The 20673-nt window shown below is 60.6% G+C and carries 22 protein-coding genes; 8 read left to right on the top strand and 14 right to left on the bottom strand.

Annotation, left to right across the window (positions count from 1 at the left end; genetic code table 11):
• Positions 1–39 precede the first annotated feature (39 nt).
• A complete protein-coding gene (locus ACSOSP_RS33810; protein ID WP_455315005.1) occupies positions 40–1548 on the top strand; it encodes an NCS1 family nucleobase:cation symporter-1 in 1509 nt (502 codons plus the stop codon).
• Positions 1549–1624: 76 nt separating this feature from the next.
• Positions 1625–3103 (top strand): dihydropyrimidinase, encoded by a 1479-nt coding sequence (gene hydA / locus ACSOSP_RS33805; RefSeq protein WP_455315004.1) that lies wholly within the window; start codon positions 1625–1627, stop codon positions 3101–3103.
• Positions 3104–3153: 50 nt separating this feature from the next.
• On the opposite strand, the gene ACSOSP_RS33800 is transcribed toward hydA, so the two are convergent.
• The 8 genes from ACSOSP_RS33800 to ACSOSP_RS33765 are packed head-to-tail and all read right to left on the bottom strand — an operon-like array spanning position 3154 to position 10093.
• Entirely contained in the window at positions 3154–4434 is a 1281-nt protein-coding gene (locus ACSOSP_RS33800; protein WP_455315003.1) for an MSMEG_0569 family flavin-dependent oxidoreductase, read from the bottom strand.
• Positions 4435–4462: 28 nt separating this feature from the next.
• On the bottom strand, positions 4463–4747 hold the full coding sequence (locus ACSOSP_RS33795) for an MSMEG_0570 family nitrogen starvation response protein (protein ID WP_455315002.1): 285 nt from the start codon (positions 4745–4747) through the stop codon (positions 4463–4465).
• Positions 4748–4760: 13 nt separating this feature from the next.
• Positions 4761–5930, bottom strand: a complete 1170-nt coding sequence (locus ACSOSP_RS33790; RefSeq protein WP_455315001.1) for an MSMEG_0565 family glycosyltransferase — start codon at positions 5928–5930, stop codon at positions 4761–4763.
• Positions 5927–6913, bottom strand: coding sequence for a sll0787 family AIR synthase-like protein (locus ACSOSP_RS33785; protein ID WP_455315000.1), 987 nt, complete (start codon positions 6911–6913; stop codon positions 5927–5929). Before ACSOSP_RS33785 ends, ACSOSP_RS33790 begins: the two co-directional genes overlap by 4 nt.
• Complete coding sequence (locus ACSOSP_RS33780) at positions 6910–7470, bottom strand: MSMEG_0567/Sll0786 family nitrogen starvation N-acetyltransferase (protein ID WP_455314999.1); 561 nt, start codon at positions 7468–7470, stop codon at positions 6910–6912. Before ACSOSP_RS33780 ends, ACSOSP_RS33785 begins: the two co-directional genes overlap by 4 nt.
• A 2-nt stretch (positions 7471–7472) precedes the next feature.
• The gene (locus tag ACSOSP_RS33775; RefSeq protein WP_455315411.1) at positions 7473–8555 is read right to left on the bottom strand and encodes an MSMEG_0568 family radical SAM protein; all 1083 of its coding nucleotides are present in this window, start codon (positions 8553–8555) and stop codon (positions 7473–7475) included.
• Positions 8548–9561 (bottom strand): Nit6803 family nitrilase, encoded by a 1014-nt coding sequence (locus ACSOSP_RS33770; RefSeq protein WP_455314998.1) that lies wholly within the window; start codon positions 9559–9561, stop codon positions 8548–8550. Before ACSOSP_RS33770 ends, ACSOSP_RS33775 begins: the two co-directional genes overlap by 8 nt.
• A gap of 49 nt (positions 9562–9610) precedes the next feature.
• Positions 9611–10093 (bottom strand): MSMEG_0572/Sll0783 family nitrogen starvation response protein, encoded by a 483-nt coding sequence (locus ACSOSP_RS33765; protein WP_031357245.1) that lies wholly within the window; start codon positions 10091–10093, stop codon positions 9611–9613.
• Positions 10094–10517: 424 nt separating this feature from the next.
• Between ACSOSP_RS33765 and ACSOSP_RS33760 the strand changes: the two genes are divergently transcribed.
• From ACSOSP_RS33760 to ACSOSP_RS33750, 3 genes are all read left to right on the top strand, one after another.
• Positions 10518–11909: an aminotransferase-like domain-containing protein gene (locus ACSOSP_RS33760; RefSeq protein ID WP_455314997.1), complete on the top strand. Its 1392-nt coding sequence runs from the start codon at positions 10518–10520 to the stop codon at positions 11907–11909.
• A 55-nt stretch (positions 11910–11964) separates the two neighbouring features.
• On the top strand, positions 11965–12744 hold the full coding sequence (locus tag ACSOSP_RS33755) for a CDP-diacylglycerol diphosphatase (protein ID WP_455314996.1): 780 nt from the start codon (positions 11965–11967) through the stop codon (positions 12742–12744).
• A 486-nt stretch (positions 12745–13230) separates the two neighbouring features.
• Positions 13231–13938, top strand: a complete 708-nt coding sequence (locus ACSOSP_RS33750) for an aspartate/glutamate racemase family protein (protein ID WP_455314995.1) — start codon at positions 13231–13233, stop codon at positions 13936–13938.
• Positions 13939–13962: 24 nt separating this feature from the next.
• Here the strand turns inward: ACSOSP_RS33750 and ACSOSP_RS33745 are convergent, their stop codons facing one another.
• The 5 genes from ACSOSP_RS33745 to ACSOSP_RS33725 all read right to left on the bottom strand — a co-directional run bounded on the left by ACSOSP_RS33745 (position 13963) and on the right by ACSOSP_RS33725 (position 16996).
• Positions 13963–14301 (bottom strand): hypothetical protein, encoded by a 339-nt coding sequence (locus tag ACSOSP_RS33745; RefSeq protein ID WP_455314994.1) that lies wholly within the window; start codon positions 14299–14301, stop codon positions 13963–13965.
• Positions 14302–14394: 93 nt separating this feature from the next.
• Positions 14395–15639: an aspartate carbamoyltransferase gene (locus ACSOSP_RS33740; RefSeq protein ID WP_455315410.1), complete on the bottom strand. Its 1245-nt coding sequence runs from the start codon at positions 15637–15639 to the stop codon at positions 14395–14397.
• A gap of 82 nt (positions 15640–15721) precedes the next feature.
• Positions 15722–16141: a secondary thiamine-phosphate synthase enzyme YjbQ gene (locus tag ACSOSP_RS33735; RefSeq protein ID WP_455314993.1), complete on the bottom strand. Its 420-nt coding sequence runs from the start codon at positions 16139–16141 to the stop codon at positions 15722–15724.
• Between the two features lie 183 nt (positions 16142–16324).
• Entirely contained in the window at positions 16325–16645 is a 321-nt protein-coding gene (locus ACSOSP_RS33730; protein WP_455314992.1) for a DUF4148 domain-containing protein, read from the bottom strand.
• A gap of 72 nt (positions 16646–16717) precedes the next feature.
• Entirely contained in the window at positions 16718–16996 is a 279-nt protein-coding gene (locus ACSOSP_RS33725; RefSeq protein ID WP_455314991.1) for a DUF4148 domain-containing protein, read from the bottom strand.
• A 254-nt stretch (positions 16997–17250) separates the two neighbouring features.
• Here ACSOSP_RS33725 and ACSOSP_RS33720 point away from each other — a divergent pair, with 254 nt between their 5' ends.
• The 3 genes from ACSOSP_RS33720 (at position 17251) to ACSOSP_RS33710 (ending at position 19511) form a co-directional block, all read left to right on the top strand.
• Positions 17251–17973, top strand: a complete 723-nt coding sequence (locus tag ACSOSP_RS33720) for an anti-sigma factor family protein (RefSeq protein WP_455314990.1) — start codon at positions 17251–17253, stop codon at positions 17971–17973.
• Positions 17974–18132: 159 nt separating this feature from the next.
• Positions 18133–18651: an RNA polymerase sigma factor gene (locus ACSOSP_RS33715; protein WP_455314989.1), complete on the top strand. Its 519-nt coding sequence runs from the start codon at positions 18133–18135 to the stop codon at positions 18649–18651.
• Positions 18648–19511 carry an anti-sigma factor family protein gene (locus tag ACSOSP_RS33710; protein WP_455314988.1) on the top strand — a complete coding sequence of 288 codons (864 nt, stop codon included), beginning with the start codon at positions 18648–18650 and terminating at the stop codon, positions 19509–19511. Before ACSOSP_RS33715 ends, ACSOSP_RS33710 begins: the two co-directional genes overlap by 4 nt.
• Positions 19512–19577: 66 nt before the next feature.
• Here the strand turns inward: ACSOSP_RS33710 and ACSOSP_RS33705 are convergent, their stop codons facing one another.
• Positions 19578–20606, bottom strand: coding sequence for a S1C family serine protease (locus tag ACSOSP_RS33705; protein WP_455314987.1), 1029 nt, complete (start codon positions 20604–20606; stop codon positions 19578–19580).
• Positions 20607–20673: the final 67 nt, after the last annotated feature.

Genomic DNA, 20673 nt, shown 5'->3' with positions numbered 1-20673 from the left:
GCCGGCGCGGACCACAACGATCTTGAGGAGATCAACCCGATGAAGCAGACAGCGCATTCTGTCGACCCGCAGTTCGCGGCCGGCGCCAGCAGCAGTCTATATAACGACGATCTGGCGCCGACCACGCCCGCGCAGCGGACCTGGAAGTGGTATCACTTTGCCGCGCTGTGGGTCGGCATGGTGATGAATATAGCGTCGTACATGCTCGCAGCCGGGCTCACGGAAGAAGGCATGTCGCCGTGGCAGGCGGTGCTGACCGTGCTGCTCGGCAACATGATCGTGCTCGTGCCCATGCTGCTGGTCGGTCATGCCGGCGCGAAGCATGGCATTCCGTACGCGGTGCTGGTGCGATCGTCGTTCGGTACGAAAGGCGCAAGGCTGCCGGCGTTGTTGCGCGCGGTGGTGGCGTGCGGATGGTACGGGATCCAGACGTGGCTCGGCGGCAGTGCGATCTATACGTTGATCAATATTCTCGCCGGTAATACCACGCACGGCGCACCGTTACCCTTCCTCGATATCTCGCTCGGGCAACTCGCCTGTTTCCTGTTTTTCTGGGTGATCCAGGTCTATTTCATCTTGCGCGGTACCGACTCCATCCGTTTCCTTGAAAGCTGGTCCGCGCCGATCAAGATCATCATGTGCCTCGCGCTCGTGTGGTGGGCAACATCGAAGGCGGGCGGCGTCGGTGCGATGCTTGCGCAGCCGTCGCAGTTCGTGGCCGGTGGCAAGAAGGAGGGATTGTTCTGGGCGACCTTCTGGCCGGGCCTCACGGCCATGGTGGGATTCTGGGCCACGCTCGCGCTGAACATTCCGGACTTCACGCGTTTCGCCCGCTCGCAGAAGGATCAGGTCATCGGGCAATCGATCGGTCTGCCGGCTCCCATGGCGCTGCTGTCCGTGATCTCTGTGGTGGTGACGTCGGCAACCGTGGTGATCTACGGCAAGGCGATCTGGGACCCGATTGATCTCACTAGCCGCATGACCGGCATTGGCGTGGGCGTGGCGCTGGTCATCCTGACGCTCGACACCATGAGCTGCAATCTTGCCGCCAACCTCGTGGGTCCGGCTTATGATTTTTCGAGCCTCTGGCCCAAGGGCATTTCGTATCGCGTGGGCGGGATGATTACGGCGTTCATCGCTATTGTGATGATGCCGTGGAAGATCCTGGCGACCACGCAGGGCTACATTTTTACGTGGCTCGTGGGTTACTCGGCGCTGCTCGGTCCGGTGGCGGGCATTCTCATGGTCGACTACTTCCTGATCCGCGGCACACGGCTGAACACGCGCGAACTCTTCAATGAGAACGGTGAATACAGCTACACCGGCGGCTGGAACATGGCGGCAGTGGTCGCGTTGCTCGTGGGTGTATTGCCGAATTTGCCCGGCTTCCTGCACACCGCGTTTCCAGGCGCGTTTCCCAACGTTCCCGCATTCTTCAATACGCTTTATACCTATGCATGGTTCGTGGGCCTCGCGCTCGCATCGATTGTTTATGGCGCATGGATGAAGATGGGCAAGCGCCCCACGGCGCGGATTGCCAGCGCTTGATTTGTTCACAGCAACCACATGAGTGGGACCGGAGTAAGGCGCTAAAGCGCCAACTCTGGCCAACATGGAGAGCAAGATGACGATCCTTATTCGCGGCGGCACGGTGATTGACGCGGACCGTACCTATCGAGCGGACGTGTTATGCGCAGACCCGAAGGATGGCGGCACGATCCTGCAGATCGGCCTCGATCTCGATGTTCCGGCGGGGACTGAAACCATCGATGCGTCGGGCCAATATGTGATGCCCGGCGGTATCGATCCGCACACGCACATGGAGCTGCCGTTCATGGGCACCACGGCGAGCGACGACTTCTATACCGGCACGGCGGCGGGGTTATCGGGCGGCACGACGAGCATCATCGATTTCGTGATTCCGAGTCCGAAACAACCGTTGATGCAGGCCTTCAACGAGTGGCGCGGCTGGGCGGAGAAGGCATCGTCCGACTATGGTTTTCACGTGGCGGTGACGTGGTGGGACGAGTCAGTGCATCGCGACATGGGCACGCTCGTGCATGATCATGGCGTGTCGAGTTTCAAGCACTTCATGGCGTATAAAAACGCCATCATGGCCGACGATGAAGTGCTGGTGAACAGCTTCGCGCGCTCGCTGGAACTCGGCGCATTGCCCACCGTGCACGCTGAAAACGGCGAGCTGGTCTTTCAGCTGCAGAAGCAGTTGCTCGCGAAAGGCTTCACCGGACCTGAAGCGCATCCGTTGTCCCGGCCGCCGGAAGTGGAAGGCGAGGCGGCGAATCGGGCGATCAGGATTGCGCAGGTGCTGGGCGTGCCCATCTATATCGTGCATGTGTCGTCCAAAGATGCCGTCGATGTCATCACGCGTGCACGCAGCGAAGGTCAGCGCGTGTTCGCTGAAGTGCTGCCGGGGCATCTGGTGATTGATGAATCGGTCTATAGCGACCCGGACTGGACACGGGCCGCTGCGCACGTGATGAGTCCGCCTTTCCGTACGAGCGAGCATCGCGAGGCGTTGTGGCGTGGTCTGCAATCGGGACAACTGCACACCACGGCGACGGACCACTGCGTATTCTGTGCATCGCAGAAAGCGATGGGCCGCGAAGACTTCACGCGTATTCCTAACGGTTGCGGTGGGGTGGAAGATCGCATGTCGATCCTGTGGCACCACGGCGTGAATAAAGGACGCTTGACTCCGAACGAGTTCGTGCGGGTGACCTCAACCAACGCAGCGCAAATTTTTAACCTGTTCCCACGCAAGGGTGCGATCCAGGTGGGCGCGGATGCCGACATCGTGGTGTGGGACCCGGCCGCGAGCAGGACGATCTCGGTGAAGACTCATCACCAGAAGGTGGATTTCAACGTGTTCGAAGGCATGACCGTGCAGGGCGTGGCGATTCACACGCTCACGCGTGGCGCGCATGCGTGGGCGGACGGCGATCTGCGCGCGGTGCGAGGCGCGGGGCAGTATCTGAAGCGTCCGCCGAACGGCGCGTACTTCGATGCCACCCGGATCGCGAACCACCTGAAGGAACCGCATCCGATCCATCGTGCCGGTGACAAGGTCGTGAAGGCGGCTTGAAGTTCACGGGTACGTTGCAACAAACCGGCGCTTGATGCGCCGGTTTTTTTTCAGGCGGTCGCTTCGTCGTGCGTCCGTGCCTTGGCTTCCAGGCGAGTGCCTATTTTCTCCACCACATGCGCAGCGTCGCGCGCCACGCCCGAAAAGCGGCCCGATCCCCACGTATGAAGCCACGGCAAGCCGACGAAATAGAGGTCGTCGAGGGGAGTCAGGCCGCGTGTGTGCGCAGGATAACCGCGGCCGTTGAAAATCGGCGCATCGAGCCAGCTGAAGTCGGGCGTGAAGCCGATGCACCACACGATCGAACTTATTCCGCTTGATTGCAGATCAAGCGTGGCGCGTTCTTCCGCCGGCGACCACAGGGGTTCGTAACGTGATCCGGGCGGCGCATCGATGCCATTCTTTTCTATGTATGCATCGATACCCGCGTTGATGCCGTTGAAAGTCTTGTCCGCGCTGTCGAGATTCTCGGTCAGGTTGGGTGCGAAGTGGAGCACACCGTCCTGCAGATCCTGAAGCCGGCCATATAGTTCCATGCCCTCGGCCGCGAACTTGCGCAGATCGATATCGCGGCCTCCGTCACGGCCGGTCACATAGTGATTGGTATTGTCACGGACACCTTCACGCAGCGGATGCTGATCGACGGGCATGTCGTAATACTTCATGTCTGCAAGCCAGTCGACCACATCGCGGCCTCTGTAAAAGCGCGCACAACGCGGCGCTTCACCTACGGCGAGGACTACCTTTCGTCCGGCCAGATGCAGGTCTTCCGCGATCTGCGCGCCGGATTGCCCCGTCCCGACCACGAGCACCGCGCCTTCGGGCAGAGCCTGCGGGTTACGGTACTCCGAAGACTGAATCTGCTTGATCGAACCCGGCAGACGCTCTGCCATGCGGGGCACGATAGGCGTGTGATAACCGCCCGATGCGACCACGACCTGGTCCGCCGTAAACTGCCCTTGGCTCGTGGACACGCTGAAGCCGCCTTCACTGTTACGCGCAACTCGCTGCACTTCGACGTGCTCGAGCACAGGAGCATCGACGGTCCTGATGAAGCCATCGAGGTACTCGATGATCTCGTCTTTCTTCATGAAGCCGTGCGGATCATCACCGTTGTACGGATAGCCCGGCAGCGCACATTGCCAGTTCGGTGTGACCAGGCAGAACGCATCCCAGCGTTGCGTTCGCCATGTATGCGTGACGGTATTTTTCTCCAGCACGAGATGATCGATCCCAGCCTGCTTCAGGTAATAGCTGACCGACAACCCTGCTTGACCGCCGCCCACCACTATGACGCCGGTGTGCGTCGCATTGCCCGATGTCTTCGACATGATGCGTCCTTTCGAAAAAGAGTGGCGCTCAGACGAGCGCGATGACCTTGACCTTCGCGTCCGGTTCGCCGACAAACCGCTCAGCCTCGGCTTCGATCTTAGCGAGCTGATCCATTGCAGCCGAACAGGCAAAGCCGTATTTCTGCCGCACGCGTTCCGAGGCAATATTCAACGCTTCACGGGCACGCGAGACGAAGTCGTCGACGGGATAGTCTTCTCCCGGCGTAAAAAAATCGCTGACCACTTGCGAGGGCGAATAGCAGTTTTCCTCGCTGTTATCGGGCCACTGGATTCGAAAATGCATGACCGGCATGACGGTTTCCTACCTAAAGTGTTGGAAGAGAGCGGCTTGCAATCAAGGCGCTGTATATGTCGAGATGTTTTCGTGCCGATGCCTGCCAGCTCATTCGATCGAGCAGCGCCGGTACGGCATGGTTGAAATCGGTTTCATGACGGCCATCGATCACGCGTTCGAGCGAATTGGCTATGGACGCAGGATCGGTAGGCATAGCCCAGCAGCACAGGGCGTTGTCGAGATACTCGGTGAAGGGCGCAATCTTCGACGCCACGACGGGCGTACCACACGCAAGCGCTTCGAGTACGACGAGGCCAAAACCTTCGCGCAGCGACACCATGGCGAGGACATCGGCGCAACGAAAAAGTGCGGGCATGTCGGCGTCGTCGAGCGGGCCGGTCACGCTCACCGCTTGCGACAGTCCGTACTCATCCACGCGATCCATGAAGGCATGCGCGTAAGCATCGTGATCGAGCAGGCTTGCGCCGCCTGCAATCACCAGACGCGCATGCGGATGATGTTTGCGCAGTTCCGCGAACGCATCGAGCAGGGTGTGCGTGTTCTTGCGCGCTTCAATACCGCCGACTGCAAGCACGACCGGTCCGTTGCCATGAATGCCAAGACGCTGCCGTAATACTCGATCATGAGGCGTGCGCTGCTTCGAATAGCGCTCCAGATCGACACCATTAGGCACGGTCGCAGCTTCGACGCCATACGTGTCGCGCATCTCACGCGTCCACACTTCGCTCACGCACAACACACGATCCGCGTCACGCCATGCACGCGTCTGCCACGCGGCGAGGCGCGGATTGTCGAAGTGATCGAGATGATGGACGGTCCGCACAAAGCCCGATATTTCACCTTCCGTGGTCAACTCGGCAAGCGCATTTCCGCTGATGCTGTCCTGCGCGTGCAGCACGTCGAAGCTGCAAGGATCGCAGGCTTTGACGCTGGCCTTGAGCGCGCGGATTCGTGCATCGACGAGCGCGACCGTGTTGTGTTGCGATCCTTCGATAGTGGCGAGAATCACGCGGCATGGCGGCTCCCGGAAGAGCGTTTCTCCGGCCGCGGCCGGCGCGAAGAGCGTTACATCGTGACCTTCGTCAACCAGCGCGCTCGCAAGTTCAAGCGCATGCACCACGCCGCCGCGCGGATTGACCGAGTGCGTGGTGAGGGCAATGCGCATCGCAGCGTGGGTCATTTAAGCGTCCCTCTCCTTCCGACAATGAACGCGTCATCGTCGAAGTTCCAAAGCTCGGCCGAATCGCCGCGTTCGTGCAGCACCACTTTGCGCGACGCATCCACCGTACCAATCACCGCGCATGCCAGCTCGCGTTCAACGAACAACTGCTCTACCTTAGCCACGTGTTCTTCGCGCACCGACATCACGAAGCCGAAGCTGGGAAACGCACTTAACCAGCGCAGTCGATCGTGTCCTGGCGGTGACGGCAGGCTCGACAGATCGATGCTCGCACCCACGCGCGAGCATTCCAGCAGCATCAGCGCAGTGCCGAGCGCACCGGCCATGCTGATGTCCTTGGTAGCGTCGCAGAGACCGTTTTCGGCGAGCATGGGCAACAGTTCGAGGTCGGCCCGCAGGCGTGCGGCAGGCGCACCAACCGATGCATTCCAGAACGGATACGGATCTTCGTACGCACCGCGCAGATCGACCGCCATCATCAGGCGGTCGCCGGGACGAGCATTGAAACTGGACAGGAGTTTGTTCGCGCGCCCGAGTATGGCGACTGCAAGTTGAGCCTGATCGCTGCGGGTATTGCTATGACCGCCGACGATCGGCACGCCGTACGCCGACGATGCCGCTGCCATACCCGCAAGCACGTCTTCGGCCGCGCCCAGGCCGTCGCTCCAGAGCGCGTCGACAACGGCGATCGGGCGGCCGCCCATCGCGTAGATATCGCTGACGTTGACCATCACGCTGCAGTAGCCGGCGAACCAGGGCATGTCACGCACGAAGTCACTGACCAGGCCTTCAATGGCGAACAGCAGATGAGAGTCCCCGTCGGCAATGGCCGCGCAGTCGTCGCCAATGGCGACCGCTTGCGAGTCGATAGAAGCGCCACGCGGCAAATGCCGCGCAAGCGACGACATCACGCCCGCGATATCGGTCTTGTGGCGAAAGCCGCGCGTTTCCCTTAACGCGGCGACGAGGTCGGAGACCGTCATGAGGCGATCCGCGCTGGCGAATATTGCGTCATGAAACCACTTTGCGGCGTTACGCAAGGCAGGTAGAACGCAAGGTCAGCCTGCATCAGATGATGTGGCCGGCCATGCATGAGCTCTTCGGAAAGCGTGGTCCAGTGCAGCGCATGAAACAACGGCGCGTTCTGGCTTTGCACATGCGCGAGGAAAGTCGTGCAGCCAAGTGCGTGCGCGCTGCTGACCGCCAGCCTGATCAATGTCGCGCCAATCTTGCCGTGCCGCCGGAACGCCGCATGCACGGCGAGCCGCGAACCGGTCCACACACCGGTTTCATCTTCGTGAATGCGCACCGTGCCGACCACCTGCTCGGGCATCCCGCCGATACAACTCACCGCCACGAGCAGTTGCGCGCGCTCATCGATTTCATCGCGGTCATCGCCGATAAAAATCCCTTGCTCGATGCAGAACACCGCGCGCCGCAACTTGTACGCTTCGCTCGCTTCCCAGGGCAGCGTCGCCCACTTGATCGTGAAGCTGGCCGGCGTGTAGAGACGCGCAAGATCTTCGATATCGGCGAGCATGATCAGACCTCGTAAGATGACAACGACGAACACGCACCGCATTTGCCGCAGCCCGCCTTGATATCGGCGGAACGCATGCCGCCTGCCGACACCATCGCGCCGAGCGGTTGCAACACCGACTTCATGAAATCGGGCGAGGGCGCGGGATGATCCTCGAGCGGCGTGCCGCTGATCGGCACGAACGGGACCACGAACGGATACACGCCAAGATCGACCAGCTCGCGCGAGATCGAGAGAATGGCTTCTGCCGTGTCACCGAGACCCGCGAGTATGTAGGTGCTCACCTGACCCCGGCCGAACACCGCCACGGCCGCCTTGAACGCCTCCATGTAGCGCGCGATGGGCACGCTTGCCTTGCCCGGCATGATTTGTTCACGCAGCGCCGGCGTGACGACTTCGAGATGCATGCCGAGCGTATCGATACCGCTTGCGCGCATGCGCTCGAACCATTTGTCGTCGTCAGGTGGTTCGCATTGCGCCTGGATCGGCAGGTCGACCGCGGCCTTGATCGCGAATGCGCTTTCGCACAGGATCTGCGCGCCGCGATCCTTGGTCGGCGGCGTGCCCGTGGTGAGCACCATGTGCTTGACACCATCGAGCAACACGGCGGCACGGGCGACTTCCGCCAGTTGCTCGGGCGTCTTGCGGGCGATCGTCCTGCCCGCTGCAAGCGATTGCCCGATCGCGCAGAACTTGCAGGTCTTTCTGCGGCTTTCATAACGAATGCAGGTTTGCAGCACGGTCGTAGCGAGCACGTCCGACCCATGCAGCGTCGCGATGTGCGAGTAGGGCACACCGTCGAAGGTCTGCATCGCGTAGAAACGCGGCGACTTCGGGAAGCTGATGCTTGCGATAGGGATCGATCCGCGCAGTAACGCGCTGCTGCCGTGCGCATCGGGCGCGGATGCCACGAATGGCGAGTGCCACGCGGTGTTCGTATGCACCGGCACCATGATGGTCACGCCGTCGATGGTGACCGCCTTGTGGTCGGACGGACCCGCGCCGCCGCGACGGCTGGCCACGCCAAGCCCCGGCCCCGCGTCTGGATCGGCGAGACGCAAGCCCGCCGATTGCAGTTCAGTCATCAATTGCCGGCTCACGGCCGACAAGGTCTCGTTCGCGTTCAAGGTGCAATCCCCCGGTTGATGATGCGAAGCTGTTCATGGGCGCCGACGTGACTGCGGGCCGGTCGTTGATGGCAAGGCTCAGCAATTCGGGCCGCGCGTAGTGACCGACCGAATCCATCATGCGTTTGCGTTTGGTGATCAGCGACATGTCCAGGTCCGCGATCACCATGCCTTCTCCTTCGCGCAGCGGCGGGGCGAGGTGCTGGCCTTCGGGCGAGATGATCGCCGTGTTGCAGCCGCCGCGAAGCGCTTTCTGCAGACCCGGGTCTTTCGTGATCGATTCGATCTGCGGCTCGGTCAGCCAGCCCGTGGAATTGATCACGAAGCAGCCGGATTCCAGCGCGTGATGCCGGATGGTCACCTCGATCTGCTCGCCGAAAATAGGCCCAACCAGCGAGCCCGGAAACTGACTGCAATGAATTTCTTCGTGCTGGGTCATCAGGGCATAACGCGCGAGCGGGTTGTAGTGCTCCCAGCACGCAAGCGCTCCCACGCGGCCGATGCTGGTCTCCGCTACCTTCAGGCCGGCCGCGTCGCCCATGCCCCAGATCATGCGTTCGTGAAACGTCGGCGTGATCTTGCGGCGCTTGAGCAGCAGCTCGCCGTCGGTATCGAAGATCAGTTGTGCGTTGTACAAGCTGCCGTGATCGCGCTCGTTCACACCGAGCACGACGACCATGCCATGCCTGCGCGCCCGCTCCGCGACCGCTTGTGTCACCGGCCCCGGCACGACTACCGCTTCGTCGTAGAGCCGCATGTGTTCGGCACCCGATGCCACCGGCGCCCGCACGAACGAGAAGTACGGGTAGTAGGGCAGGAAGGTCTCGGGGAAGACGATGAGCTGCACGCCCTGGCGTGCAGCGTCATCTATCGATTCGAGGACCTTCTCGAGCGTGCCACCGGGCCGTTCGAGGTCCGGTGCTATCTGGACCGCGGCGGCGCGGACGATTCTCTTCTCAGGCATGGTCGTTCCGTGTTGATGGGAGGCTTTGGATGCAGCTTCAGACGCAGCGTCAGACAGTCCAGGTGTTGATGATCAGCGCGCCGTCCTTGCGATGCAGCAGCTGGATGTCGAGCACGTCGAGCGGGCTGATCGGCTTGATGCCTTCGATCAACGACGCTTCTCCCTGCCCATACAGCGCTTGCAGCGCGAAGCGGCATGCATAGACCTTGCCGCCTTCCTCCATGAACTTCTGGATCTGCTTGTTGAAGTTCAGGTGCCCGGGAAACGCTTCGTCGCCGAGCGTCGGGAAGCCGCGTTGCAGCCCGAGCGTCACGCCGGGACCATAGAGCAAGACGGAGGTTTCGAAGCCCTTGCGCAGCAGCCGGGTGGCTTGCAGCAAGTTGACGAAGCCGATCGACCCTTCGAACGCGACCGTGTGGAACGTCACCAGCGCCTTCTCACCCGGCGCGGCCTTGACGTCTTCAAACACCTTCTCTTCATAATCGACAAGGTAATCGCCTTTCTTGTGCAACGGGATATTGACGGCAGGCATTCTAATCTCCAGGAAATAAACGAATTAATCAGTGGCGCCGGTGTTTTTAACCCGGCGTCGAGCTGTGGGTTACGAGACTGATAACGCAACCGGCGTGCCATTCAATGAATGCGTTAATGCAATCAATACCCGATCATTCAAACGATCAGTGCGCGCGGAGCAGTGAAATATTTTGAAGATGATCCTGAAAAGCCTTTTACAGTCTGGCTTCAGGTCTGACGGGAAGGGGAGCCTGCACCAGCGTGGCGTGATCACATTGGTGCTGTCGCGCCGGGCTGGTGCAATAAACACCGGATATGTGCATTGGCCCCTGATTGATCGCTTTCTCCATACGATCACTTAATGTCATCTAATGCGATCAATTTATTTTTTTCGATCGCAGGCGTGCTATCGTTTTTTAACCGTATTTATTCGAGAGCTTTTCATGGCCAGTCTTACTCATCACTGGATCAGGAAACTGACTGAAAGCCGCAAGCCGGCTTATTTGCTGATTCCCGAATTAATTGAAGAAGACCTGGCGAGCGGGCGCTTGCGTCCGCGCGATCGGCTGCCGGGCCTGCGGGACCTGGCGGACGAACTGCAGCTCAATTACACGACCGTGGCGCGGGCCTACGCCGAGGCGCGCAAGCGAGGGTTGCTCGACTCGCGTGCCGGCAGCGGCACGTTCGTACGCGGCCGGACCGCGACGCTGCCGTTGTCCGGCGGCAGCAGTGTCGAGATGACCATGAACATGCCGCCCGAGCCGGCGGAACTGGCCGCACGCTTGCGCGATTCAGCGGCGCGGCTGTATTCGGTCACAGACCCGTATCGCCTGTTGCGATATCAGGATTTCGGTGGCACTGCTGATGATCGTGCAGCCGGAACGCAGTGGCTGAAGCGCCGTTTCGACGATTGCGATGAAGACAAGGTCCTGGTCTGTCCCGGCATTCATAGCGCGCTGGTGGCGCTGGTGTCGCAGCTTGCGCGGCCGGGCGGGACCATTTGCCTCGATACGCTGGCTTACCCCGGCATCAAGGCGATTGCCGCACAACTGGGGGTGCGTTTGCAGGCGCTGGCACGCGATGACGACGGGCCGCTGGCCCATGCGTTCGAAGCGTTATGCAAGAGCGACAAGCCGAGCGCGTTCTATTGCAATCCTACGATCCAGAATCCGAGCACGGTGACATTGTCGTCGAAGCGGCGCGAGGCGCTTGCCGATGTCGCGCTGAGGTACAGCGTGCCGATTATCGAGGACGATGCGTATGGCATGTTGCCGGTCCAGGCGCCCGATGCGCTGGCTACGTTGGCCCCCGATCTGACTTACTACGTCACCGGATTCTCCAAGAGTTTTGGGGCCGGCCTGCGCGTTGCTTACATTCGTGCGCCATCTGCACGTCGCTCCCAGCATCTTGCCGGGGCGTTGCGCGCGACGACGGTCATGGCGAGCCCCTTCACGGTGTTGCTGGCGACGCAGTGGGTCGGCGACGGTACGGCAGACCTCATGCTCGATGCGATTCGTGCAGAGTCCGCGGCGCGTCAGGAGCTAGCCGCGCGCGTGTTGTCAAACTGGAAGTTCGACGCCGATCCGGCGGGGTTTCATCTCTGGATGCCCATTCCGGCTGAGTGTGGATGGAACGCGTCCGAGCTTGCATTGCAGTTGCGCTCGCAAGGGATTGGCGCGGTGTCGGCGGCGGCTTTCGCGACCGATGGCAATCCGCCCGAAGCCATCCGCGTGTGCCTTGGCGGTCCCAAGAATCTCGATGAATGTGAAGACGCGCTCAGGCTGATTGCGGACACCGTCGAACATCCTCATCATCTGCATTTGCCGGTGATGTAGGGGCTCAAGCTGTACGCGGTCGTCATGGAGTCTTGTTACGATGCAGGCTTTAGTGTTGACCACTCACTTTATGCGCCATGTCCGGCTTCCTGCTCGCCTAGCCTTATTTTTAGTTGCCGCGCTTTTATTCTCCACGGCTCACGCTGGCAACCCCGACGCGTTATGGCAGATCGTTCACAACTCATGCGAGCCCGCGGCGCGCGGCGCGGATGTCCCGCAGAAGTGTGTCGATGTCGATCCGTCCGGAGGCTTCGCGGTGCTCAAGGATATGAACGGCATTGCCCAGTATTTGTTGATTCCGACGGCTCGCATCGGCGGCATTGAAAGCCCCGATCTCTTGACACCGGGCTCGCCGAATTATTGGCGCGCGGCGTGGGAAGCACGGCGTTTTGTCGAAGCGAAGTTAGGTCAGGATCTTCCGCGCGACGAACTCTCGCTCGCGATCAACTCGACCAGCGGACGTACGCAAAACCAGTTGCACATCCATATTGATTGTCTTGCCCCGGATGTCGTTCGCGCCCTGCGTGAGCAAGGCTCGAAGATCGGCACTGAATGGACTGCATTCCCAACGCTCTTGCGTGGACATGCCTATCGCATTCGGCGTATAGATGACGCCGAGCTTGCTTCCATCGATCCGTTCAAACTTCTTGCGCCGGATGTGACAAGAGAAGGCGAACTCATGGCTGACCAGACTTTGCTGCTCGCCGGGACCACGGCGCCCGACGGCAAGCCGGCATTCTTTCTTCTCAACGATCACGTACAACGCGATAAGGGCGACTTTGCGTCGTCGGAGGAGTTGCAGGACCACAGCTGTGCGGTCGCACGTTCGCAATAGCTCTGGCGAGCCGTACCTTGAAATTTTGGGCTATGTCTTGCGGACGTCAATCATCGGTTCGCGAGAGCCTTGATTACCTTTTCGTGCGTTGCAATAACACGCTTGGCAGCGCTCATTACCACCCGCGATCCCTCGCTACCCTTCAACTGCATCTCGACAGGCCGCTGCGGTGAGGTTCGAGGCTTAATCGTTACACCATAATTTTTCATCGTCGTTCGCCTTTCTGTCTTTCCAATCCTGTTGCGTAGCATTTTATGCTACGCGTCGCGTTTCATAATAACGCGCTTCCATCGCTATGAACATGACAACGATGGCTGCCTCCGGTACGCCGCTTGGGGCAATAACTCATTGACGATCGAGTCTGTACTGATCGACAAAATGGTACCTCAACGCCCGAACGCGACAGAACCGAACTTTGCCCTATCCCTCCCTCACGCTTCGCTGCACTATGTCCCTTCGACCAATTTGATTTGCAGGACGGGCACCATGAACAGCATGCGAACCATTGGCATGATCGGCGGGATGAGCTGGGAATCGACGAGCGAATACTACCGGTTGGTCAACCGGGACGTGCGCACGCGCCTCGGCGGCCTCAACTCCGCGCAAGTCCTGCTGCATAGCGTGAACTTCGCGCCGATCGAACAGCTTCAACGCGACGGACAATGGAACATTGCGGGCATGCGGCTGGCCGACGCCGCCCGTCATCTTGAAGCGGGCGGCGCGCATTGCATCGTGCTCTGCACGAACACCATGCATCTCGTGGCTCCGCAAATTGCGGCAGCGGTATCGGTGCCGTTCCTGCATATCGTCGATCCGACGGCGATCGAGGCGCGCAAGCGTGGCATACGCAAGGTCGGTTTTATCGGCACGGCGTTTTCGATGCGCGAAAGCTTTTTCCGCGACCGTCTGCAAGAACGGCACGGCATTTCGACGCTCTTGCCCGAGCCGGCCGAGCAAGCGGTGATTCACGACATCATCTACCGCGAGTTGTGCCTGGGGATCGTCAACGACGATTCACGCAAGCTGTATCGCGAGATCCTTCATGGACTGGCGGCGCGTGGCGCGGAAGCCATCTTACTGGGATGCACCGAGATCATGCTGCTGGTGAACGAAGCCGACAGCCCCGTGCCGTTACTCGATACCACTACGCTTCACGCCCGCGCCGCCGTCGATTTCTCGCTGGTGCAGGCTTGAACGACCAGGCGTTGAGGTCGTGGATCAATGCTCGCGGCGATGCGTAAACACCCGCGGACGCACGGCTTCGATCACTGCTTCGGGCAGGACCTGGTGCAGCGTGCGCACCGTGAAGTCGAGGTCTTCCATTGCCACGTCGAAGACCAGCCGGAGGTCGTCGTGATCGCGCGATGCCTGGCTGACATACACGCCCAGCGGCGAGTGAAACAGCCGCCTGATGCGCTCGCGTGCGGCCTCATCCTGTCTGCTGTGCAGGACGGCGGAGAGATGGACGCGGGACACGCAGGGCGCTGAAAGCGTTTCCTGCGCAGCGGTTTTTTTCGATGTGGCCGACCCGGCAATTCTTTCAAGTACAAGGTTCATTACGCTGCAAGCTCCTGAATTCGGATTACTTGCAGCGTATCTTTTTGTGTGTAAACGCCGCGTTAATATTGCTGAGGGCGCTGTATAGATCGCTTAATCGATGCCGTGGAATACCGCATCGTCAGGTCCGATGTAAGCCGGTGACCTCCAGGCCGCGTCGCGCATGGAGTGTTGGACCTGGCGTTCTACGCCTAATAACACCGCAAAGATCGCCATACGAACCGGAATGCCGTTGTCCGTCTGCCGGAAGATAGCCAGTCTTGGATCGTGATTGAGGTCGGTGCTCAGGTCGTTTGCCCCGGGCCTGCCGTCGCGTGGCAACGGATGCATGATCAGCGTATCGGGGCCGCACACACTCTCGACCAACGCTTGATTGATCTGGAAATCCGGCGTGTAACCCTCAATGGATTCATCGGCAAAACGCTCTTTCTGAATCCGCGTTGCATACACCACGTCTGCTCCCTTCAACCCCGTTTGCAAGTCGTTGGTCTGCTCGATCACATGGTCGCCGCGCGTGATCTGATCGAGGATGGACGCGGGCATCTCGAGCGAGGCGGGTGAGATCAGCGTGAACTTCAGTCCCCGATACAACGCGAGCAGCTTGGCCAGCGAATGCACCGTGCGGCCGTATTTCAGGTCACCCACCATGGCTATATGCGAACCGTCGACGATCTTCCCCACGCGCGAGAACTCACGCTGGATGGTGTAGAGGTCGAGCAATGCCTGACTGGGATGTTCGCCGGGACCGTCGCCGGCATTGATGACCGGCACGTTGGTCGCGCGCACGAACTCTGCTACCGAGCCTTTCTCCGGATGACGCACGACGAGTGCGTCGGCATAACCGCTGATCACGCGGCTGGTGTCGTAGATCGACTCGCCTTTTGCCATCGACGAAAACGTGAAGCCGGTCGTGTCGCACACGGAGCCGCCCAGCCGGCAAAACGCCGCACCGAAGCTGACGCGCGTACGCGTGCTGGCTTCAAAGAACAAGTTGGCAAGCACCGCGCCTTCGAGCACGCGCGTGATTTTCTGGCGCCGCGCGATGGGCTGCATTGTGTCGGCGACCCGGAACAGCGCCTCTACGGAGTCACGGGAGAACTGATCGACAGACAGCAAATGCGGCCGGCCTTCGTGAAGAATGGACGATGAATATACGCGTTGTGTATATTCATCGTCGGATGGAATTCTTTCCACCAGCTCCATGACGTAGCGGCTCGCGATCTCGGGCATGGCCCGCGATTCCGCCGATTCGTCCGGGAGCAGCCAGGTGTCCAACGCTCGGCGCGACACGCCAATCCGGTTCGCGAACGCGTCGCGGGTCATGTTGAGGCGGCGCATGGCATCGCGCAGGAGGGTTTGCTGTTGAGCTTGCACGATGAGCGCTCCGAAGGTTGATTATATACGCGATGCGTATATTAAATCACTCGCCGAAAAGGTGCAATACGACTTCACGCCTGCTCGGGGCGCGCCGGTGTTCGAACACATAAATGCCTTGCCACGTGCCGAGGACCATCCGGCCAGCGTCAACAGGAATGGATAGCTGGACTTGCGTCAGCGCGGTTCGCAGATGCGCGGGCATGTCGTCGGGGCCTTCCGCGTCGTGGACATAGCGCCCGGGCGCTTCCGGGGCAATTCTCTCGAAGAACTCTTCAAGGTCGGTGCGCACGTCCGGGTCGGCGTTTTCCTGGATCAGCAAGGAAGCCGAGGTGTGCCGCAGGAATACGGTCAGCAGGCCGGTCCGGATGTCCTGGAGATCGATCCAGCGATGGATGTCGGGGGTGATTTCGTGCAGTCCGCGCGTGCGTGTGGGCACGCTCAGATGAAGGAGCGCCTGCTTCATGTCGATGTCTCCGGAAGGGAAAGCGCGACGGAAAACAGTCGCGCGTGCCTTTGAAGTTTACCGGCTGGAGCGGGTTCGGGTGAACGGCGAGCGCGCGGACCAGACGAGGGTAATGCCGCCTCTGGTCGTCGCGCGCCGGCGCCTTGCCGTGCATGCGGCTTGTTGGCCGAATTACTGGCCGAATCACTGGCCGAAGTAGATCGATTGAGTGGCGTCATTCGGCGCAGTATGCATGTGCATACCGGATGCAGACGTGCCGTTGGCAGCCGGTCCATACGACGAAGACGCGATGCCTTGCTGTTCTGCTACGCGTTGTTCGGCAGCCTGGATGTCCTGCGGATAGTTGACGTCTTCACCGCCCGGGGTATAGCCCGCTTTTTCCAGCTGAATGAGTTCGGCTTTGACCTGGGCGCGGGTAACGGGGCCGTTGTCTTGCGCGAAAGCGAAGGCAGGGGCGGCCAGTGCCGAAGAGAGAACGAGAGCGGAGATAAGGAATTTCTTCATGATGACCTCAGGGGTAAAGTTAGGATACCGATTTATTTAACTGACTTGCGAAGATTGCTTTAGCGCTCTTGATCAGTTCGTGGCGCTGGACGAGTTGGCAGCCGGTTCAGAGGCTACTGAGTTTGCGTTGGCCGTCTGGTTGCGAGCCAGGCGTGCCTTTTGTTGTTGTTCGAGTTGATGCGCGAAGATCGGGTTGACGTCGGGATAGGACGTGTCAGTGACGAAGTCGCGGCCGTCCTGCTGTGCCTGGATCAGTTCCTGATAGACCTGGGCACGGGTTTTCGTTTGAGCGAACGCGTGTGCCGAGGCGATGGTGGCGAGAAACAATACTGCGACGCTGAGGGTTTTCATGGTTCGCTCCTGCAGGGTTGAATGTGTGCGTGAATGTGTGCGGCTTGCAATGTAGAGAACCCGGAATGAGTGCGGGATATTCCCGATGGATTTGATTATTTTTATGTTCGGAAGAATCGAAATTTATTTCGGAAGAGGCGGAATAACCGGCTGGAGGCGGTGTTTACGCGCGTAGGGGATTTTTACGTCTGGTGTGGAATAAATCGCGGTGCAACGTGTTCGCCCCTGTACGAACATCCAAACACTGCCAGATCATGTCCATAACAAAACCCCCACCGGAACCCCGGCTCTCCGAGTCGGACGTGCAGGCATTCGCCGACGGCATGCTGGATCCCAAGCGCGCGGCGAGTGTGGCAACGTATTTAAGGAGTCGCCCTGACGAGGCCGATCGGGTCGCGTTTTACGGCCGCCTGAACTGGCAGATGCAGAACGCCTTTCACGAAGCCGACAACGAGGAAGCGCCACCCATACCGGCGCCGGTGCGGCGCATGTCGAGACGCAGCCTTCGTGCATTGCTCATCGCAGTGGTCGCGATGCTCGCAGTGGCCGCCGCAGCAATCTTCGCGTTCGACATTTCCGATTCAGCGCTCGACAATGCCTCGATGATGGCGCTTGAACAAGCCGTAGCCGCCCAGGAAATGGCATCGGGTGCGGTGGGGTATGAAAGTTCGATGAAGGTGCTGGCGGGTGCCCCGGATCTGTCCCAGGTTGGTTTCCATCCCGTTGCGCGCCGGGAAATGTCCGTGGGGCCGTTTGCTTCGGCCACGGAATTTGTCTATCGCAATCGAGGTGGCGAGGCCGCCGTGCTGCTCGTGGCGCCGGGTCTTCTTGCGCGCCCGCAGCCTCAATGGAAGGCTCATCGCGTGGGCGCGAGCCGCTTGCTTGCATGGACCGCGGGCGGCAAGCGTTACGTGCTGGCGGGCCGCGCGAAGACTCGCGGCTTGATGCTGGCCGCCGACTTGATGACGGGTAGTTAGGCATCAGGCAATGACCAGGAAGCTGCTGACGGCATAATCAAGCACTCAACGAACAAATAAGCTGATAGCGGGAATAATCGCCACGACCCGGTGTTAGCCCATCATCAGAGCAACGGTTTATCGAACGTTTGCGCAAGCTTACAAAATGAAGGAAGGCCGATGGGCGTCCGTGACGAGTTAATGGAACATGTGCCGCGATTGCGCCGCTACGCGCGAGCGCTGATCAACAATCGCGATCTTGCCGACGATCTGGTTCAAGACACGCTCGAACGCGCGCTCCGGCACACCGAGAAGTTTCAGACCGGCACCGACCTGCGCGCGTGGCTGTTCACGATCATGCACAACGTGTTCGCCAATCAGGCGCGCCGGGCGGGCGTGAAGGCGGTGCATGTTTCCGTCGATGACGAGAACATCTCCGAGCGGGAATTCGCCGTACCGGGCACGCAAACACAGTCGCTCGAAGTGCGCGATCTGGACTTCGCGTTGCAGCGTTTGCCGCTCGACCAGCGCCAGGTCGTGCTGCTGGTGGGACTCGAAGAAATGAGTTACGCGGACGTGGCGCAGGCGCTTGAGATTCCCATTGGGACCGTCATGTCGCGCTTGTCGCGCGGACGTGAAAGACTGCGCGCGCTGATGGCCGGCGCGCAACCGGGCGCTAAATTACAGGTGGTGCGATGAGCGACCAACAAACACCCATCACTGAAGACGAAATTCACGCGTATGTCGACGGATCGCTGGCGGAGCATCGCCGCGAGGAGATCGATCGCCTGCTGGAACGCGACGAAGCGCTGGCTACGAAGATCAGCGATTACTTCTCGCTGAACAGCATGTTCCATGACCGCTATGACCGCGTGCTAAGCGAACCTGTGCCGCAACGCCTGTTGCCGCCGGAGCCCAGGCGCTGGCGTGCCGCCGCCAACTGGCCGCAGTTCGCGGGCATGGCGGCGGCGCTTGTGCTGGGCGTCGGCATCGGCGTGGCGGGCATGTCAGGGACCATGAACCGCGACTCTTTCATGCCCGGAAGCGGCGGGGCATCGGTGCAACGTGCAAGCTACGCGGTTGGCGAGTCGTTCGCACGGCAATCGGCTATCGCCCATGTGATGTACGCGCCGGAAGTCATGCGGCCCGTGGAAGTGGGCGCGGATCGCGAGCAGGAACTGGTGCAGTGGATTTCGAACCGGCTCGGCACGGACGTGCGTCCGCCTGTATTGACCCGCTCGGGCTTCGAGTTGATGGGTGGCCGCTTGCTGCCCGGCGACGACGGTCCCGTTGCGCAGTTCATGTACCACGATGCGAAGGGCGAGCGTATTACGCTGTGCATATCGCATCGAAAGATCAGTTCGGACACGACCGCGTTCAAGCTGTATCAGGACGGGTCGGTGAACGTGTTCTATTGGATCGACGGCGATTTCGGTTACGCCGTGTCCGGTGCGATCGACCGCAAGGTGCTGCTTGATCTTTCGCACGACGTCTACTCGCAGCTGACCGCGATGGGCGGCGCCAAAGCGCCCTCGGGGGCTTCCGTTTCTACGCAATAAGCTCGTGGTGTCGGCCGCGGTGTTCGACAACACCGTGGCTGTATCTGTCACACCACGCCGCTCGTTTCAGCCAGCCTGTTCAACCGGCGTCACATCCAGTTCCAGCTTTTGCGTGCCGCGCAATACGGTGACCTTCACCGCCCTGTCTATACGCGATGCATCCAGCGAGCGCTGCAAGCCATCCACGCTATCGACCGCCAGTGTGTCGATGGCGACGATCCGGTCGTCGGTGCGCAATCCGCCGAGAGCGGCAGGACTTCCTTTCACCACCTCCATGACATGCACGCCGCTCGCGGACGGCAGTTCGAAATAACGCTGCACGCGGCGCGAAATGGGCATTGTTGTTCCGGCCACGCCAATGTAAGCACGCCGCACGCGTCCATACGCGAAGAGCTGCATGATGACCCACTTCGCGGTATCGATTGCGGTCGCGAACGAGATCGCCTGCGCACCCGCAATGATCGCTGTATTCACGCCGATCACCTGACCCGCCGAGTTGATCAACGGGCCGCCCGAGTTGCCGGGATTGAGCGCGGCGTCGGTCTGGATCACGTCGTAGATCATGCGTCCGGAGTTCGATCGCAGGGAACGTCCAAGCGCGGAGACCACGCCGGTCGTAACCGTCTGCACGAGCCCGAGAGGATTGCCCACGGCGATCGCAATCTGCCCGACTCGCAGCTTGCCGGATTCGCCCAACTCCACGTGCGGTAATACATCGGCCGAACCAATGCGCAACACCGCGAGGTCGCTGTCGGGATCGTCGCCGACCAGATCGGCGTCGAACTTCGCGCCGTCCGCGAGCGTCACGCGGATGTGCGTGGCGCCGTGCACGACGTGACTATTCGTCAGGAGATAACCGTCGGGTGTGAAGATGAATCCCGAGCCTGAGCCGCCATGCGCACCGCGGCCGCTCTTGTCGCCGGGCAAACGCCGTTCGACTGAAATGAAGGCGACCGTCTGCTGCACGCGTTCGAGCGCGCTGATCACGGTCTGGGAGTAAGCGTCGAGCAGGGCATCGTCGCCGAGCGGGCTGGCGAGGGCGGCGCCCGCGGGGCTGCGTGAAAGATCATCGATGAATTGGGGACGGCTTCCCATGATCGTGCTCCGGATAAATGGATCATGAGATGCGGGATTCTTGAAGGGATTTCAAGGCCGGGGGGCG

The sequence above is a fragment of the Caballeronia sp. KNU42 genome (genome assembly GCF_053760385.1).
This window is presented reverse-complemented; position numbering and strand designations above follow the sequence as displayed.